Annotated in this window: 14 protein-coding genes and 1 pseudogene; 9 read left to right on the top strand and 6 right to left on the bottom strand. The window is 56.3% G+C overall.

All coding sequences use genetic code 11. The features are described 5' to 3' along the window. Nucleotides 1–3: 3 nt before the first annotated feature. Entirely contained in the window at nucleotides 4–1,311 is a 1,308-nt protein-coding gene (hisD, locus tag HOO88_03210; GenBank protein ID NOU35767.1) for a histidinol dehydrogenase, read from the top strand. On the opposite strand, the gene HOO88_03205 is transcribed toward hisD, so the two are convergent. Further along, the gene (locus HOO88_03205; protein ID NOU35766.1) at nucleotides 1,312–2,130 is read right to left on the bottom strand and encodes a methyltransferase domain-containing protein; all 819 of its coding nucleotides are present in this window, start codon (nucleotides 2,128–2,130) and stop codon (nucleotides 1,312–1,314) included. 11 nt (nucleotides 2,131–2,141) lie between these two features. After that, complete coding sequence (locus HOO88_03200) at nucleotides 2,142–2,729, bottom strand: ankyrin repeat domain-containing protein (GenBank protein NOU35765.1); 588 nt, start codon at nucleotides 2,727–2,729, stop codon at nucleotides 2,142–2,144. A 166-nt stretch (nucleotides 2,730–2,895) separates the two neighbouring features. Here HOO88_03200 and HOO88_03195 point away from each other — a divergent pair, with 166 nt between their 5' ends. After that, on the top strand, nucleotides 2,896–5,394 hold the full coding sequence (locus HOO88_03195; GenBank protein ID NOU35764.1) for a hypothetical protein: 2,499 nt from the start codon (nucleotides 2,896–2,898) through the stop codon (nucleotides 5,392–5,394). Here the strand turns inward: HOO88_03195 and HOO88_03190 are convergent. Then, on the bottom strand, nucleotides 5,391–6,659 hold the full coding sequence (locus HOO88_03190; GenBank protein NOU35763.1) for a U32 family peptidase: 1,269 nt from the start codon (nucleotides 6,657–6,659) through the stop codon (nucleotides 5,391–5,393). The genes HOO88_03195 and HOO88_03190 overlap by 4 nt on opposite strands. A gap of 301 nt (nucleotides 6,660–6,960) precedes the next feature. Between HOO88_03190 and HOO88_03185 the strand changes: the two genes are divergently transcribed. Both HOO88_03185 and HOO88_03180 read left to right on the top strand, forming a co-directional pair. Then, nucleotides 6,961–7,140, top strand: coding sequence for a hypothetical protein (locus tag HOO88_03185; protein NOU35762.1), 180 nt, complete (start codon nucleotides 6,961–6,963; stop codon nucleotides 7,138–7,140). A 30-nt stretch (nucleotides 7,141–7,170) separates the two neighbouring features. Further along, entirely contained in the window at nucleotides 7,171–7,761 is a 591-nt protein-coding gene (locus HOO88_03180) for a DUF5329 family protein (GenBank protein ID NOU35761.1), read from the top strand. Here the strand turns inward: HOO88_03180 and HOO88_03175 are convergent. Next, a pseudogene (locus tag HOO88_03175) lies at nucleotides 7,704–7,829 on the bottom strand (rRNA methyltransferase). The gene HOO88_03180 and the pseudogene HOO88_03175 sit on opposite strands and share 58 nt — an antisense overlap. A gap of 131 nt (nucleotides 7,830–7,960) precedes the next feature. Here HOO88_03175 and HOO88_03170 point away from each other — a divergent pair. Then, nucleotides 7,961–8,992, top strand: a complete 1,032-nt coding sequence (locus HOO88_03170; protein NOU35760.1) for a hypothetical protein — start codon at nucleotides 7,961–7,963, stop codon at nucleotides 8,990–8,992. 30 nt (nucleotides 8,993–9,022) lie between these two features. On the opposite strand, the gene HOO88_03165 is transcribed toward HOO88_03170, so the two are convergent. Continuing rightward, nucleotides 9,023–10,048 carry a radical SAM protein gene (locus tag HOO88_03165; GenBank protein NOU35759.1) on the bottom strand — a complete coding sequence of 342 codons (1,026 nt, stop codon included), beginning with the start codon at nucleotides 10,046–10,048 and terminating at the stop codon, nucleotides 9,023–9,025. A 141-nt stretch (nucleotides 10,049–10,189) separates the two neighbouring features. Between HOO88_03165 and HOO88_03160 the strand changes: the two genes are divergently transcribed. From HOO88_03160 to HOO88_03145, 4 genes are all read left to right on the top strand, one after another. Further along, nucleotides 10,190–11,422 carry an alpha,alpha-trehalase gene (locus HOO88_03160; protein ID NOU35758.1) on the top strand — a complete coding sequence of 411 codons (1,233 nt, stop codon included), beginning with the start codon at nucleotides 10,190–10,192 and terminating at the stop codon, nucleotides 11,420–11,422. A 25-nt stretch (nucleotides 11,423–11,447) separates the two neighbouring features. Further along, entirely contained in the window at nucleotides 11,448–11,906 is a 459-nt protein-coding gene (locus tag HOO88_03155; protein NOU35757.1) for a tryptophan-rich sensory protein, read from the top strand. Between the two features lie 131 nt (nucleotides 11,907–12,037). Further along, nucleotides 12,038–14,413, top strand: coding sequence for an FAD-dependent oxidoreductase (locus HOO88_03150; GenBank protein NOU35756.1), 2,376 nt, complete (start codon nucleotides 12,038–12,040; stop codon nucleotides 14,411–14,413). Nucleotides 14,414–14,499: 86 nt separating this feature from the next. After that, on the top strand, nucleotides 14,500–15,252 hold the full coding sequence (locus HOO88_03145) for a CAAX prenyl protease-related protein (GenBank protein NOU35755.1): 753 nt from the start codon (nucleotides 14,500–14,502) through the stop codon (nucleotides 15,250–15,252). An 8-nt stretch (nucleotides 15,253–15,260) separates the two neighbouring features. On the opposite strand, the gene HOO88_03140 is transcribed toward HOO88_03145, so the two are convergent. Continuing rightward, nucleotides 15,261–16,280 (bottom strand): LacI family DNA-binding transcriptional regulator, encoded by a 1,020-nt coding sequence (locus HOO88_03140; protein NOU35754.1) that lies wholly within the window; start codon nucleotides 16,278–16,280, stop codon nucleotides 15,261–15,263. Between the last annotated feature and the right edge of the window lie 75 nt (nucleotides 16,281–16,355).

The raw sequence follows: 16,355 nt of genomic DNA, 5'->3' as shown, positions 1-16,355 counted from the left end.
CACATGAAAAAGACCGACGCACCCATTTTGAAATACAGCGCCAAGGGGCGCTCGGCCAAAATTGACGATTTTATGCTCCGCCCGCCGGTCGAAAAAGGCGCGGACAAAATCGCTGCCGGTGTGCTGGCCGATATCAAAGCGCACGGCGACAGCGCCGTCGTGAAATATGCTCAGCAGTTTGACCGGTCGCCGGTCACGCTGGCCACGATGCGTGTCACAAAGGCCGAAATCACCGCCGCCAAAAAAACGGTGGATGCCGATTTCAAGAAAGCGGCCAAAGAAGCGCATAAACGGATCACGGAATTTGCCATTGCCGGACTGCGCGAGGACTGGCGGATGCCTGCGCCGCAGGGCGGCTGGCTCGGCGAAAAATTTGTCGCGCTCGACCGTGTCGGTGCTTATATTCCCGGCGGCGCCGCGCCGCTGGCCTCGACCGCGTTGATGACGCTGACGCTGGCCGAAGTTGCCGGTGTTCCGGAGCGGGTTGCCTGCACACCGGCCACGGCGGACGGCTCAGTCAATCCGTATATTCTTTTTGCGCTCGACCTTGCCGGCGCGACCGAAATTTACAAAGTCGGCGGCATTCAGGCCATCGGCGCGATGGCCTACGGTACCAAGACGATCAAGAAAGTTCAGAAAATCGTCGGCCCCGGCGGGCCGTACGTTACTGCCGCCAAGCGGCTGGTGTACGGCGAAGTCGCGCTCGACATGGTTGCCGGTCCGAGCGAAATCGCCGTACTGGCCGACGAAACCGCCAATCCGGCGCACGTCGCCGCCGACCTGCTTTCGCAGGCCGAACACGGCACCGGCTCCGAAAAAGCTCTACTGATCACAACTTCTGAAAAGCTGGCGAAAGCTGTTCGCGCCGAACTCGAAGCGCAGTCCGCGCAGTTGATTCGCCAGAAACCGGTGGCCGAAGTACTGGCTCACGGCTGTATTCTGGTTGTGGTTCCAAACATTGGAAAAGGGATCGAACTTTGCAACCGCTTTGCGCCGGAACACATGGAAGTGATTGTTAAAAACGCTGAACGGGTTGCAGAAAAAATTTACCGGGCCGGAGCTATTTTCATCGGTCCGTGGACACCGGAAGCGGTTGGCGATTTTGCGGCTGGCCCCAGTCACGTTCTGCCGACCGGCGGCACGGCGGCCTTTTTCTCCGGCCTGACGGTCGAAGACTTCCGTCGCCGCGTCAGTTTGATCCACTTCACCAAAGAAGACCTGAAAGAAACGGTCTCTGTCGTCGAAGCCTTCGGCCGTGTCGAAACCCTCGACGCCCATGCCCGCTCCGCCACGATTCGGCTTAAGAAATAATTAAGCTTTCGTGCCGGTGGAGACGAAGACGCCGACTGATCCCCATGCATTTGGAGCCTGTGCGGCTTTTTTGATTTTCCGGAGTTGCGGAAGCGCCAGCAGCTTCTGGAATTTGTTCAGCATTTCTACGCGGAAGAGAACCGCCACGCCGAGGAAGTAGCGCACGCCAAGGTCTTCGGTGGTGATTGGCCGGATTTTGGTGGAGACGTTTTTAAATCCCGCTTCGCTTAGTATGCCGAAAAGCTGTGAGCCGATCAGCCGGTTGCCGCCTTTACGTTTTTGTCCGGCGCCCGCTTTGCGGATGAATTTGACGAACGCGGCGCTTTCCGGCGAGAAGCTGGTCCAGTTGTCGTCGATATCCAGAATGCAGAGAATGCCGCCGGGCTTGAGGACGCGCAGAATATTTTTCAGTGCGAGCTGCGGTTTTTCCAAATGCTGAAAGACGAAGCGGGCATAGACGAAGTCGAAGGCGTTTTCCGGCAGATCGAGTTCGTAGAGATTACCGGTGCGGAACGAGACGTTGGCGACTTTTTCCGAAGCCTTGGCCTGCTGAGCGGTAAAAATCAGCTCCTCATTAATATCCACGCCGGTCACGGCGCCGTTTCCTACAGCTTTCGCCAATTCACAAGCGGTGAAGCCGGGGCCGCAGGCGACGTCGAGTACGTTCATGCCGGGTTTCAGTCCGGCATTTTTCCAGACGTCGCGCTCCACTTCAATCGCAATGGTTGCCTGCAATTTAAGGCGCGCGAGTTCCTCGGCGTTCTTCTCGAACTTGCCAAATTTATAGGAACCGGCATCGGACAATGTATCGTCGGTCATGAAATTCTCCGTTATGGCGCGTCGATCAGGGCTTGAAGTTTATCGGCCAGTGCGGTGAATCCGCGTTTGCGGGCAAAACTGGCAGCCGTGTCGTTATCCTTGTCTTTCAGTTTCGGGTCAGCGCCTTTTTCAAGGAGGATATCGACAATCGGCGAAAGCCCTTCGGCGGCGGCGAACATCAGCGCGCTGAAATGATCCACCTTATCCGTTGCGTTAATATCGGCGCCTTTTTCGAGGAGCAGTTTTACCGCCGCCGGGAAAGGGCCGGAGGCGGCAAACATCAGGGGCGTACGCCCGTTGCCGTCGTGAAGGTTGATCTTTGCGCCGGCATCGAGAAGAACCTGTATGGTTTCGACATGTCCGTTGAAGGAGGCCAGCATGAGTGCGCTGTTGCCGTTGGTTTCCACCTGATCAACCGGCATTCCGGTTTTCAGTGCGGCGGAGACCTGCGCAGTGTTTCCGTTGAAGGCGGCTTCCGCAAACGCGGCGATAGCTTCAGCTGTCGGCGGAGGCAAAACAGGCTCCGGCTTTTTTTTGCAGCCGGAGAGTGCAACCGAAAGAGCGAGAAGTGTTAGAACCGAAGCCGATCGTATGCGCATAGAAACCCTTTTGTTAGGGGACAAACCATAAGGTCACCCTCATTCGATTGCCAGCAATTTATCAAACAGCGCGGCATTCCGTTTTTGATTTAAGTTTGTGTTGCGGGCCGCCGGACGAAGGACTACAAAATGAACCCCTGTTTTTCCACAACCCGGAAGTATTCATATGTCCTACAAAATCAGAACCGAACGAACACAAAAGCCGCGCAGCGGGATGGCTTTGGGCGGCATCGGCGCCGGATGGTTTGAAATCCGTCAGGACGGAACCACCGCCAACTGGAATATTTTCAACAACGCTCCGCTGGGACACGGCCCGCTGTTGCCGATTCTGGAGTTCGTGCCGCACTCCTATCTTTTCTTCGTGGCGAAGTGGCAGTACGAAGGCGAAGAGCCGCGCATGAAGCTGTTCCAAATCGAGGAAAGCCACGGCGCGGCATCTCTGGTCAGCCATGAAATCCAGTACATCTTCCCCTGGCTGACCGGCGTGGACACAATCGAGTTTGAAGCCACCTTTCCGTTCGCCACACTTAAATTCAGCGCGGACGATATGCCGTTTGAAGCGGAGCTGAACGCGTGGAGTCCGTTCATTCCGTTCGACGAAAAAAATTCGGCGCTTCCGGGAGCGGTGTTTGATTTCAAGATCACCTCGAAAGCCGACAAAAAACTGAAAATCACACTGGCGGCCTGTCAGCGCAACATGGTGGCGTATGATCGTCCGGATCGCTACTACACCGCCGAAGCCGTTGACGGGGAAAATTGCCGTTCATTCATGCATTCCGTCGGCCATGTGGAAGCGAATCACGTTTCCTTCGGCACCATGGGAATCACCAGCCTGTCGGCGGACTCCAGGTGCTATCTCGGCTGGGAGCATCCGCATCCGTACTACGAACGCTTTCTGGGCGAAGACCTTTTTCCGGAAGTCAGCGACGTCGATGGCCGCAACAAGGTTGATAAGGAAACTGGCAAAATGCGCATCAACAACAACCGCTGCTGGAGCACCATCGCGGTACAGCGCGAACTGAATTCCGGCGCCGGATTTGAGCACACCTTCATTGCCTCCTGGAATTTTCCGAACAATTACGCCAGAGATACGACGAAGTTTACCGGCAGAGACAATGCAACATTTGATCCGTCGCGGAACGAAGGCCACTACTACAACAACTTCTTCAGCAGCAGCGCCGAAGCGGGTGAATACATCGCGGCTCATCACGCGGATTTGAAATCGCGCTCGCAGGCTTTTGTGGATGCCTATTACGACTCCGACGCGCCGGACTATGTGCTGGATCAGGTGGCCTCGAACCTGAACACCATGGTGACCTCAAGCTGGTTCACCCGCGAAGGGCACTTCGGCATTGTCGAAGGAATGGCTCCGGCGGCGTCCTTTGCCGGACTTTCCACCACCGACGTGGCTATGTACGGCGGCGTGATGTACGCCGCGCTTTTCCCCGGTCTTTCCCGACAAGTCAACCGGGACTACGCCGGATTCCAGAATGCAAACGGTTCCGTCGCGCATTCCATCCGGAAAAATTTCGCGGTGATGGATAAAAGCGAAGGCACATCCAACCGCCTCGATCTTCCGGCGCAGCACGCCTTCATGACGCTGCGTGATGCGTTCTGGTGTAATGACCGCGACTATCTCAAGGAAATGTATCCGTCGGCCAAAGCCGCTGTGGAGTATGTGCTCACACATCGCGACATGAACAAAGACGGACTGCCGGATATGGAAGGCATCATGTGCAGCTACGACAACTTCCCCATGTTCGGTGTCGCCTCCTTCGTGGCCGGACAGTTTATTGTGGCGCTCAAAGCGCTGGCGGAAGCCGCGGAACTTCTGAACGAAAAGGAGGATGTCGCAAAATATTCCGCTCTCTATGAACGGGGCCGGAAACGGTTTGAAGATCAGCTGTGGAATGGCGAATATTTCCGTCTATGCAAAGACGAAAACCGCAATCCGCCGCTGATCGACGAAGGCTGTCTGAGCGACCAGCTCATCAGTCAGTGGGCGGCGCATCAGGTTGGCTTCGGCCATCTGTACGACGAGTGCAAAGTGAAAACCGCGCTCAAAAATATACTCAAGCACAACTATCGCTCCTGGCAGGGCCTGCGCAACTGTCAGTGGCCGCAGGATAAATTTTTCCATCAGATCGACAAAGACATCTGGGTCGATCAGGCCAACACCTGCTGGACCGGCGTGGAGCTGGAGATGGCTTCGTTCCTGATTTACGAAGGAATGCTCGACGAAGGGCTGATGCTCATCAAAAACGTTGATGACCGCTACCGGAAAAACGGAATGTACTTCGACCATCAGGAATACGGTGGACACTACTTCCGTCCGATGTCGGCTTGGTCGATCATTAACGCCATGGCCGGGCTGGGGATCAAACACGGAGAATACACCTTTGCTCCGAAGCTGAACCGGGCCGACGTCAAACTGTTCTTTGCCGCTCCCGACACCTACGGACATTTCATTCGCACATCCGGTAGCGTGAAAATTAAAACCGCCGGCGGCGAACTGAAAATTAAAAAGCTCACGGTTGAGCTGGCCGCTCCGGCCGCCTCGGCCAAAGTGTCTGTTCCCGGCGATGTCCGGATCGAAGGCAAAATCTTAACCGTTGATTTCGGAAAAGAAATCAGCGCGCAGGAAATCATCATCACGCTTGGTTAATTTCCGCGCGGCGTCAGTAGGAAAACTTTATCCTGCCGCCGCGCTTTACGGGGCAGGGCGAGCGTAACGACATCGTTCGGCTGCGCTTCGTCCGCCGGTTCGCCGCCGACGCGTAGATTCTCGACGGTAAACCGCAGCGCGCCGGTCGTCGGCCCTTCAAGCAGAAGCGAGTCGCCGTTTTTAATCGCGTGGCGCCGCACGGTGAATTCGGCGATATTGGTCTTGGCAAAAAAATTACTGAGCACGCCGACTTCGTCGCGCTGTTCGGTCGCCTGCGAATCGGCGGCTCCCGCCCATTCGCCCAGCTTTTCACCGCAATAATAGCCGCCGTGCCAGAATCCGCGGTTAAACACCTTGCTCAGCTCGGCAATCCAAGGATCAAATTTTTCCGGCGTATAGGTTCCGGCGGCCAGCGCGTCGAGCGCCTCGCGGTAAACCTTTGTCACCGTCGCGACGTAATCGGCGGAACGTCCGCGTCCTTCAATTTTCAGCACCGAAATTCCGGCGGCGGTAATTTTGTCCAGATATTGAACCGTGCAGATGTCTTTCGGCGACATGACATATTTATTGTCGATCACCAGTTCCGCGCCGGTTTCCTCGTCGGTGACGCGGTAACTTCGGCGGCACGGCTGGAAGCAGGCACCGCGGTTGGCGGAGTGGTCATACTGCGCGAGGCTCATGTAGCATTTGCCGCTGACGGCGACGCACAGCGCGCCGTGGGCGAACAGTTCGAGGCGGATCAGCTCGCCGGACGGGCCGCGCAGGTTTTTATCCTGAACCTTTTTCGCGATGGCGGAAATCTGTTCGAGTGAGAGTTCGCGCGCCAGCACCACCGTATCGGCGTAGCGGGCATAAAATTCCAGCGCCTGAAAATTGGTGACGTTCGCCTGCACCGAAATATGAACTTCCAGGCCGATGGCGCGGGCATATTCAATCGTCGCGATGTCGGTGGCGATCACGGCGGAAACCCCGGCGGCTTTGGCGGCATCGCACAGCGCATGCATCTCCTCCATCTCGCCGTCGTAAACAATCGTGTTCAGCGCGAGGTAACTCTTCACGCCCGCCGTGCTGCAAAGACGTGCAATTTTCGGCAGGTCTTCCGGCGCCAGACCGGCGGAACGGGCACGCATATTGAGTTTGCCGACACCGAAATAAACGGAATCCGCGCCGGCGCGGATCGCCGCCGCCAGTGCCGCCTCGGAGCCCGCAGGGCTCATTAGCTCGATTGCCGATTTTCGATTTATGATTTGCGATTGAGGATTCATGGTTTAAGCGTCGGGAGTGTCCATGGTTCAGCGCGGTTTCGCAATCCCGAAACGTTCGCCGGGTGAGGGCACCCGGCCTACATTGGGTTTGTAGGCCCGCTGCCCTCAGCGGGCGAGTCAAGGCAACCGGCCTGTGGTGAGCCTGTCGAACCGGACGGTTACGATACGTACCGCAGGCGTCCCGCCTGCCTTGTCCCGGACATAGCCATTTCCAGTTTGCTACGCACAACCCGTCCGGCTACATTCGCGGCTTCGGTTGTTTAACCCGCAAGAAACTGAAACCCTGTTTGGACGCGAGAAGATGAAAAAGATTTTTTGTCTGGTGACCTATTGGCTGGTTATCCTCGCGCCCATTGCGCTGATCCTGGCGTCCATGCCGCAAAAGAGGCGGCTCCTCCTCGCCATTCCGGTCGGAGCGGTCCTGGCCTTGTTCTGGGAGCGTGGACTGAAAAAGTGGAAGCAGCTCTGGCGCGTTTGGTGATGCGATTCATTTGGAGGGGCACCGGCCTCGGTGACCAAGGACGGCGAGGCCGCCGTCCCTCCAAGGCAACCGGGACGGTTACGATACGTACCGCAGGCGTTCCGCCTGCCTTGTCTCGGACGCAACCATTTCCAGTTTGCCACACACAAACCGTCCGGCTACATTCGCGGCTTCGGTTGTTTAGCTGGGTTAAAGACTACAGGATCATTTATGCTCCGAAGATTTATTACCGTCATGGCTTTTCTAGGCATTACAGCATGTTCTTATGCTGAACCAGCGGCCGAGATTGAGGCGCTGATCGAGACGGTACGAAGTCTGGGTGGCGCGGTGTTCATCAGGAACGGCAGTGAGCATACTCCTGCAGAGGCCGCCGATCATCTGAAGCTCAAATGGACCAAGCAAAGTCAGAAAATCCGCACGGCAGAAGATTTTATAGAGCTTTGCGCCACGAAATCCATCATGAGCGGATCATCCTACACGATCCGTTTCGCGGATGGCCATGAAGAGCTGTCGGCGGATTTTATGAAGACCGTTTTGAATCAGCTTCGATTTTCTGGATCCCATCATTCCACGCCGGCGAGCAGGCCGCAGGCGGCGCCGATATCCTTACCACCGCTGTAACGGCGGGTGACGGGCGCGGCGAGGTGAAGCCGTAGGGTGTCGCGGAATGCAGATAGTTCTTCCGGCGAAAACGTCTACGTTTTTCCTTCGCTTCGCAACCTTGAAGAGTTTCTATAAAAGAAACTTCTGTTGCAGTCTGACGCGCCGTCCGCTATGTTCAAAAAACATAATATAATGGCGGCATAAAAAAGGAGATACTATGAACAAATTCAAAGACATAACGGCATTGATTATCCTCGGAGTCAGTCTGATTGGTGCGATCGCCCTGATTGCTCTCGCGTGGCTTTCGCCCGCGCCATCATCAATGGTTACAAATCTTCTTAACATCATTCTGTTTGGGCTTTCCAGTATATCTGCAGTTATTACTGGATATTTTTTTGCAAGAAGCAGTACGTCGGAGAAAGTCGATACCATCGCGGAACAGTCAACAGAGAAGATGGTTCATCTCTCTCTACAGCTCCAGCACCTCAAAAGCTATCTTCAAGAGACTCTTGATGTAGCAGACAACGAGTCCGCCATTCATCTTGCCGCCGCGATAAACGCGTACCGCCATCGGGTCGAGGCTGCAGCAGATATGACTGCATCACTAGCCTCATCAAATGAGGCCTTTCGCAATGACTGGCTGGGCGTCGTTTCGCTGGCGTCTCGGAAAACCATTGAAAAGAAGTACGATAAACTCCGCGAGTATTTGCAAGATAATGAGACCTATGAACGTCTTAAGGCCGAGAGAAGTACAGGCGCTGTCAGTGAGATCGATGAGCCCAAGGTGACCGAACAACTGCGAGTTGTTGAAGAACGAATCGAAAATGCGAAAAAACAATTACCGATACAGCAAAGTTTTGTTCGATTAGCCCCTCCACCACCGGCAGTTAGTGTTGAACAAAATATTGCCGGTGGGACAGATTCTAAACAGAAAGGAACCCTTAGGGTGCGCCTTCTGAGGCCGGTATACCGAGCTACAGGGTCGGGCCGTCTGGCTCCACAAATGCGGAGTGTGCCGCGTATCTCAACAAAGTTGGTCTCGCATCCGCCGGATCTGATTGCTGGCGATTTTCGTTTTGCCCCCGGCACTGGGACGAACTTTGATTTTCACATTGGGCTTAAGTCAATGGCTTTTGGGGTCAATCTTCCCGTTGGAGATTATGTGTTTGAGTATGAAGCGACAATTGATGATCGGATCAACAACACACCAGAATCTTGCGTCTCGGCCCGTACTAAAGGCGCCGTGTGAACACGTAAAATTTCCTTTAATTCCATTTCATTATTCCGCGCCAGCTAACATGCCACAGGCTGCACCGATATCTTTGCCGCCGCTGTAACGGCGGGTGACGGGTGCGGCGAGATGAAGACGTAAGGCGTCGCGGAACGCAGACAGTTCTTCCGGTGAGGGCGGAACAAATTTTCCAGACGGATCGTTGACGTCGATCAGATCGAGCATGACCGGAATTCCGCGCGTCAGTTCCGCCAGTTGCTTGGCATCTTTTTCAGCGGTGTTAACTCCAGAGATCATAATCCACGCCAAGGGAATCCGCTTTCTGGTGACATGGTGGCGTTCACGGAGCGCGTCCATCAGTTCGGCGGTCGGGTGCAACTTTTCAACCGGCATGAGTTCAAGCCGTTTTTGCGGATCGGCGGAAGTGAGCGAGACGACCAGCCGGAAAGGATATTGCTCCGCCGTGAACCGCCGGATGGCGGGCGTGATACCGGAGGTGGAAATGGTGATGGCTTTGGCGGAAATGGCGCCGCCGCACGGTTCGGAGAGAATGCGTGCGGCGCGGATGACTTCGTCGTAGTTAAGGAGCGGTTCGCCCATGCCCATGAAGACCACGCCGCGCACCGGATGTTCGGAGTCGTCGCGGATTTTGAGTACCTGATCGACCATTTCCCATGCGGAGAGGTTGCGGATAAATCCCATTCTGCCGGTGTAGCAGAACGAACAGCCCATCGCGCAGCCGACCTGCGAGCTGACGCAGACAATATATTTCTGATCTTCCGCGCGGTGCATCAGCGGAATGCGGACAGCTTCGAACGGTTCCGGGCCGTCGCCGTGAAACAGATATTTGGCGAAGCCGTCCTGCGGCGAAATTTGTTTATCTGAAACGGTCAGGTTAGGAATCTCTGTCGCGGCGCGGAGAGCTTTCAGCGCCTTTTCTGAAATCTCGGCCTGCGCCTCCGGCAGTTTGCCTTTCCGGATGACGACGGCTTGAATCATCCGCGCCTGACGGAGCGTAATGCCGAGCTGACTGTGCAGTTCTTCGGCGGTCTGGTTTTTGAGGAGAATCGGCATGGCGTGAGGGTGTAACACAAGACTCCGCCGCCGTCCACTGCGACCAGCTCTGGTGGCACGCTACGGTTGGCGATGAATTCAGCTTTTGCATTGACCAAGGCTCGGATAGATTCCGTGTCCAGCAACCGCACGGAGAAAAATATGAGGCAGGACATCCTTTCCTACATTGAGGCAAACTGGGAGTCTTCGATTTACCGAGACGCGCCCGGTGCTGGCTTTGGCGGCGTGGATCTTCCGTTCCCGTACACCTCGCCCTGCATAAAGGGCAAAGGGAAGTTTTACTATTTTTTCTACTGGGACACGTATTTCACCAATGCCGGACTGCTTCGAAGCGGCCGCGCGGCAATTGCCAAGGCCAACATTCAGAACATGCTCTGGCTGATCAAGCGGCAGGGTTACATGCCGAATTATATCGGCCTCTATAACCGTTCGCAGGCGCCGTATCTCTGCCGCATGGTCAAAGAATATATCGCGGCGACCGGCGACTGCGATTTCCTTGCCGAGTGCGCGGACGGGTTACGGCAGGAATATCACTTCTGGACGACGGCGCGCTTTACACCTGTCGGACTGAATCGCTACGGACATCATGACACGGCGGAAGGCTGTGAAGGTTTTTATAACCAGTACCTGATCGACCGGCTCAAATTTTCACCCGCCGCCTCTTCAGAAGAAAAAGTCCACGTCGGTGGGCACTATATGGCGGAGGCGGAGTCCGGTTGCGACTTCACTCCGCGCTTCGAAGGACGCTGTCTGGATTATTGTCCGGTGGAGTTGAACGCGCTTCTCTACGAGTATGAAGTGTATTTGCTGGACGTGTCGGAGTCGCTCGGCTGGGGCGATGCGGCGCTGTGGAAAAACCGCGCGGCGCAGAGACACGAGCGGATGAACCGGTATCTGTGGAATGAAAAGTCCGGCCTGTTCCTCGACTACGACTTTGTAAACGGGAAGTCCAGTCCGGCTCCGTCGCTCGCCGGATTCAACGCGCTGGCCGCGGGCCTGGCCAGCGAAGAGCAGGCCGCGCGAATGGTCGCCAACCTGCCGCTGTTTGAGCGCGAGCATGGAATTTCTTGCGCGGCGGAACCCGAACAGCGGCGAGGCTTCCAGTGGGATTATCCCAATGTCTGGCCGCCGCTGGTTTACATCACAGTTGAAGGACTTCGCCGTTACGGATACGAAAAAGAAGCGCGGCGCATTGCCGGGAAATATATTCAGACCGCGATCTTGCTGTTTGAAAAGACCGGCCAGCTCTGGGAAAAGACCGACGCCGAAACCGGCGAGGTGGCTGGCGGCGAATACGAAGCCGCGCCGATGATGGGCTGGTCCGCCGGAGTATTTCTGACGTTGCACGAATATGTTCAAAGCACCTGTGACTGACCGACAACCTGATAGGAATTAAAATATGAAAAAAGCGGGGCTAGTTCTTTTATTCATCGGTATCGCATTTCTACCGGCGCTCAGCGCGGTTTTTGTAAACATCGGCGGCTGGTATGAGGCGTTGAACAAACCGTCGTGGAATCCTCCGTCGTGGATATTCGGCCCGGTGTGGTCGACGCTTTACCTGATGATCGGTCTGGCCGGTTACCTCGCTTGGACGCGCGGATGCCGCGAGGAACGGCGCGCAGTTTTTACCGCGTACGGCGCACAGCTGCTTCTTAATGCACTTTGGAGTCCGGTATTTTTCGGACTGCATCGTCCGGACTCGGCGCTGATTGTGCTGACCCTGCTCTGGTTTTCGATTCTCATTTGTATCGGAGCCTTCAGTCAGCGCAGTCGTCTGGCGGCGTGGCTGATGATTCCGTATTTTCTATGGGTTTCATTTGCCGGCGCACTCAACACAGTCATCGCGGCGATGAACTGACCCGATTTTTTCTTTCAGAAAAGAACCGCTTCCGATACCTTGCGCACCATGTCTGCAAAACTAAAAGCCGATTGGACGACGAAATTCGACAAGGCCGGTTATTTCGACAAGGCCGGTTATGAGGATAAAAGATGAAGCAGATTCAAGAGTATGATTTTGTTGTAGTCGGCGGCGGAATGGCCGGCGTGTGTGCGGCGATTGCGGCGGCCCGGCAGGGATTGCGCACCTGCCTGGTTCATGAGCGGCCTGTTCTGGGCGGGGTTGCCAGTTCTGAAACCCGCGTGACCATACACGGCGCGGCCTGCCACCATGCGTATGCCAGAGAAACCGGCATTATTCATGAAATTCTGGAGGCGGAACGACAGGCTAATCATGAAACCATCAATGAAACCGGCTGGACCAACAGCATATTTGATATGGCGATTTATGATTTGGTTTCCCGCACACCCAATCTCACGTTGCATCTCAACACCTGCGTCGTGGATGTTCTAATGGATCACGGCGCGGCGGCGAGTCATCTGCCGGACACAAAGTCCGGGTATTATCTGCGTAAAGCGTGCGCCACCAGCCGTCAGATTACAGCAGTAGTCGCCCGCACACTTTCCGCCGAGCTGGAACTGGAGCTTCGGGCGCCACTGTTCGCTGATTGCACCGGGGACGGTTTTATTGCCGACCAGGCCGGTTGCGAGTGGCGCATGGGAAGCGAATCTCAGGCTGAAACCGGAGAGGTTCATGCACCTCAAACCGCCAGCACAGACACGATGGGAAGTACGATTCTTCTTCGCGGCCGCGATATGGGGCACCCGTGTCCCTTTCAGGCGCCAGACTGGGCGGTATATTACGACGATGCCGACTTTTTCTATAAACAGGGGCGTCCGCCGTCCGACCCGACCGGTGGATACTGGTGGATTGAAATCGGCATTCCGTGGCACACGATCCACGAAAACGAAACTATTCGCCGCGAATTGACGCGCCATGCGCTCGGTGTGTGGGACTGGATGAAAAACCGTGACCCCCGCATGAAAGAAGCCTGCAAAAATTTTGCACTGGATTTTATCGGACAGGTTCCCGGTAAGCGGGAAAGCCGCCGTGTCGTCGGCCGCTATTGGCTGACCGAAAACGATATACAGGCGAAAAATAAGTTTCCGGATGAAGTGGCGTATGGCGGCTGGTTTGTTGATCTGCATACACCGGGAGGACTTCTGGCTTCTACCTCTGAACCTTCCAGCGCGGAAGGGTATAGCGCTGACAGCGAATATCAGGCCAAGAGTTATGTCGGCCCGTATGGAATACCGCTTCGCAGTCTGATCGCCCGGGATGTGGACAACCTGATGCTTGCGGGCCGGTGCATTTCCGTCACTCGCGCCGCGCTGGGAACCGTCCGCGTTATGGCCACAACCGCTCTCATGGGTCAGGCGATCGGCACGGCCGCCGGGCTGGCCAGAGCCCGCAACCTCAGCCTGCCAGATCTCGCCGCCGATGCCGCCGCTGGCGGCAGCGCCATCCGCGAGATTCAGCAGCAGCTGTTGCGCGACGGCTGTTTCCTGCCGAATCTGCGCAACACCGATGCCAGCGACATTGCGCGGCTGGCCCGTGTCACAGCAAGTTCCAGCGCGACCGTCTCGGGGGTTTCCCCGCTCGATCAGTCCAACGAAGCGGGTCTGACTCGCTGGCTGGAAGGGTCGCTGTCTCTGGATGTATTGCCTGGCCAGTTGATCTCGGTTTCCGGCGGGCGGATTGATCGGCTGGGTCTGTGTCTTAATGTTGAAGGTGACAGCGCAGTGAACATCCCGGTTCGATTGGTGCGGTTGACGGACATCTTTGATTACAGAACCGATGGCGCAGGTGTATTGGCCGAAGGGGTAATTACAGCGCAGCCCGGCGAAAGCCGCTGGGTCTGGTGGGATGTTTCGCTCGAGAATGTTCCGGATGGCTATGTCTGCCTGCAGGCGGGGCCTTGCGCCGGAGCCGTCTGGCGTTCCACACAGTACCGCCTGCCGGGGCATTCGTCCCGCCGCAGAGTATCGCCATCCAAGCAGCGTAGCCACCACCATACACTTTCGTTCCAGATTGAACCGGTGCAGGCGGTGTATGAACCCGCCTCTGTTCTCAGTGGACGCACCCGGCCCGGGGTGGGGCCGGAATGCTGGCGCAGCGCACCAGACCGTTCTCTGCCGCAATGGCTGGAGCTGGCCTGGGATGTTCCGCAAACGATCAAACGCGTTGAGCTGACTTTTCCGGGACAGATGTTGCTGGAGGTTCACAGCGAGCCGCCATTCTACCGCGCTTCGCAAAATGCCCGCGAATATTCAATTGAAGTGGATGCCGGCAACGGCGTGTGGAATGAGGTGGTGCGGGTGCGGGACAACTGGAACCGCCGCCGCAACCACGATCTGCCGCAACCGGTAACCGTCAAACGGCTCCGCGTACTGATTCAGGCAACCGGCGGTGACCCTTCGGCGGCCATTGCAGAGATCCGCTGTTACGCTGCTGCCGCAACGCACTGATCTTCTGTTTTCGCGGACGCCGCCCTTTTATCTGAGGGCGGCGTTTTTGCTTTTCTGCCGGGAATCCGTCCGGTAGTTTCCGCCGCATGTCTGCAAAACTAAAAGACGATTGGACGCCGGAGCTGGATAAGGAAAACGACAAAGCGGTCTGGGTGCATTCCATTCCGTATTTGGCGTGGCTGTTGATGATGTCGTTGCTGGGCGATCCGTCCGGACCCCGTTACGCCATTCAGACTCTCGGCGGAATTATTCTCCTGCTGATCTGCCGACCGTGGCGCTGGTACACGCCGCCGAAACTCAAGAACGTTCCGCTCGCGCTGGCGGTCGGCCTGCTGGTGTTTGTTTTCTGGGTCGGCCTCGAATCGGAATTTTTCAAAAGCGTCTTTCCGAAGATCAGCGAATTCTATGAGCGCTATCTGGTCGGGATGACGAAATTCGGCAAATTGCGCGAGCCGCTCGAAATGGGCGCGAACGGACTTTACCACTACGACCCGCGCACCACCGGCTGGCCGCTGTTCTGGGTTCACATGCTCGGCACGACGCTGGTAATCGGCATGATTGAGGAGTTTTTCTTCCGCGGCTTCGTTTACCGCTGGATGCAGGGCAGTCCGTTTTTCCAAAAGGACATCGGCAAGCTTGACAACGGAATGTGCATTCTGGTCGCCGTGCTGTTCGCGCTTGAACACAACGAATGGCTGATGGGATTCCTCTGCGGATTGATCTTCACCTGGTTGATGGTGAAAACCCGCGATATCTGGGCCGCCGTCCTGGCGCACGCTGTTACCAATGGACTGCTCGGCTGGTACGCTGTTTATACCGGCGCCTATTGGTTTTGGTAACTTCCATTTTATTCCGGAAAGCTGGGGCCGGGAACCCAGAGCAGGGGAACCAGAATCGTTTCCGGCAGAGCGGGGCATCCGCGCTCGCCGTGGCGGATTAAGCTGTCAATGTATTGCACGGCTCGCCGCGCCAGAAGATCGCTTTGCCGCTCATAGCCGGCAAAGTCCGACCATCCTCTTCGATCCAGAGCAATCAATTTTGTTTTTTCCGGCAGGATGGGTTGGCCGTTTGGCTTTTTCCACGCGTCGATTCCCGCGTTGGGAACAATCGCGGCCTCCACCTTTTCTTTGGCGAGCCATTCCGCCATTTGCCGCATGATCTCGATCCCGTCAAACAGGCGCGGCGGCTGGCAGGCGATGCCCGCTTTCTTCCACCATTCGATTACCGTTACTGCCGCCGAATAGCTCTGTAAGCCTTCCGGTGTTTCACTCGGCGGGCTGAAAAAACAAATGGCAGCCGACTTCGGGCGGGCTTCCGCCACGCGCCGCCCCGCATCCAGCATGACGCGAAAGGCGCCTTGATCAACATAAGACAGCCCGGTGGGAAGCTCTTTTCCCATAAGAAGGTGAATCGCTGTAAACCGGGCCCACGGAAACCCGGTCCAGGCCGATGGATAATTGGACGGCAATAGAATCAGTCCTGCCACGCCGCGCGCTTCCATCAACCGTGCGGCCTCTGCCGGACTTTTGTAATCCTCGACACAAAAGGTTTCGAATCCATAGCCCAGCGATTCAACCGCAATCCGGACGGGGGCGATGAGTTCCTGCGTTCGGAAGGGGCAATCGGCTTTCAGCCATTTGATAAGCGCAATCGACACCGGTCTTGCCGATGTTTCACCTGTCCAGCGGAGTTGGGTCAGCCGACGCAAGGAGGGATCCGGGCGGTAGCCCATTTCGGCGGCTTTAGCTCTGACTTTTTCGGCGGTGGACTGCCGGATACGGGGGCTGTTGTTTAACGCCCGTGAGACCGTTGACATATCCACGCCAAGAGCCTCAGCAATATCTCTCAGGGTGACGGATCTGCTCATAGGGCCACTTTATGCATCAGCTTGTATTTTTCAAGACAGGACTATGGTTGAGGCAAATAAAGTTGAGGCGTAATA

Source organism: Kiritimatiellaceae bacterium (genome assembly GCA_013141415.1).
Taxonomy (GTDB): Bacteria; Verrucomicrobiota; Kiritimatiellia; order Kiritimatiellales; family Tichowtungiaceae; genus Tichowtungia.
Note: the sequence above shows the minus strand (reverse complement) of the source record. Positions and strands in the feature narration are given on the sequence as shown.

What these genes read in the sequence shown, in the direction of transcription:
- HOO88_03150 (NOU35756.1), top strand. Translation starts at nt 12,038, where the DNA reads ATGAAGCAGATTCAAGAGTATGATTTTGTTGTAGTCGGCGGCGGAATG.
- HOO88_03145 (NOU35755.1), top strand. Translation starts at nt 14,500, where the DNA reads ATGTCTGCAAAACTAAAAGACGATTGGACGCCGGAGCTGGATAAGGAA.
- HOO88_03140 (NOU35754.1), bottom strand. Translation starts at nt 16,280, where the DNA reads ATGAGCAGATCCGTCACCCTGAGAGATATTGCTGAGGCTCTTGGCGTG.
- HOO88_03155 (NOU35757.1), top strand. Translation starts at nt 11,448, where the DNA reads ATGAAAAAAGCGGGGCTAGTTCTTTTATTCATCGGTATCGCATTTCTA.
- hisD (NOU35767.1), top strand. Translation starts at nt 4, where the DNA reads ATGAAAAAGACCGACGCACCCATTTTGAAATACAGCGCCAAGGGGCGC.
- HOO88_03185 (NOU35762.1), top strand. Translation starts at nt 6,961, where the DNA reads ATGAAAAAGATTTTTTGTCTGGTGACCTATTGGCTGGTTATCCTCGCG.
- HOO88_03195 (NOU35764.1), top strand. Translation starts at nt 2,896, where the DNA reads ATGTCCTACAAAATCAGAACCGAACGAACACAAAAGCCGCGCAGCGGG.
- HOO88_03205 (NOU35766.1), bottom strand. Translation starts at nt 2,130, where the DNA reads ATGACCGACGATACATTGTCCGATGCCGGTTCCTATAAATTTGGCAAG.
- HOO88_03200 (NOU35765.1), bottom strand. Translation starts at nt 2,729, where the DNA reads ATGCGCATACGATCGGCTTCGGTTCTAACACTTCTCGCTCTTTCGGTT.
- HOO88_03170 (NOU35760.1), top strand. Translation starts at nt 7,961, where the DNA reads ATGAACAAATTCAAAGACATAACGGCATTGATTATCCTCGGAGTCAGT.
- HOO88_03160 (NOU35758.1), top strand. Translation starts at nt 10,190, where the DNA reads ATGAGGCAGGACATCCTTTCCTACATTGAGGCAAACTGGGAGTCTTCG.
- HOO88_03165 (NOU35759.1), bottom strand. Translation starts at nt 10,048, where the DNA reads ATGCCGATTCTCCTCAAAAACCAGACCGCCGAAGAACTGCACAGTCAG.
- HOO88_03190 (NOU35763.1), bottom strand. Translation starts at nt 6,659, where the DNA reads ATGAATCCTCAATCGCAAATCATAAATCGAAAATCGGCAATCGAGCTA.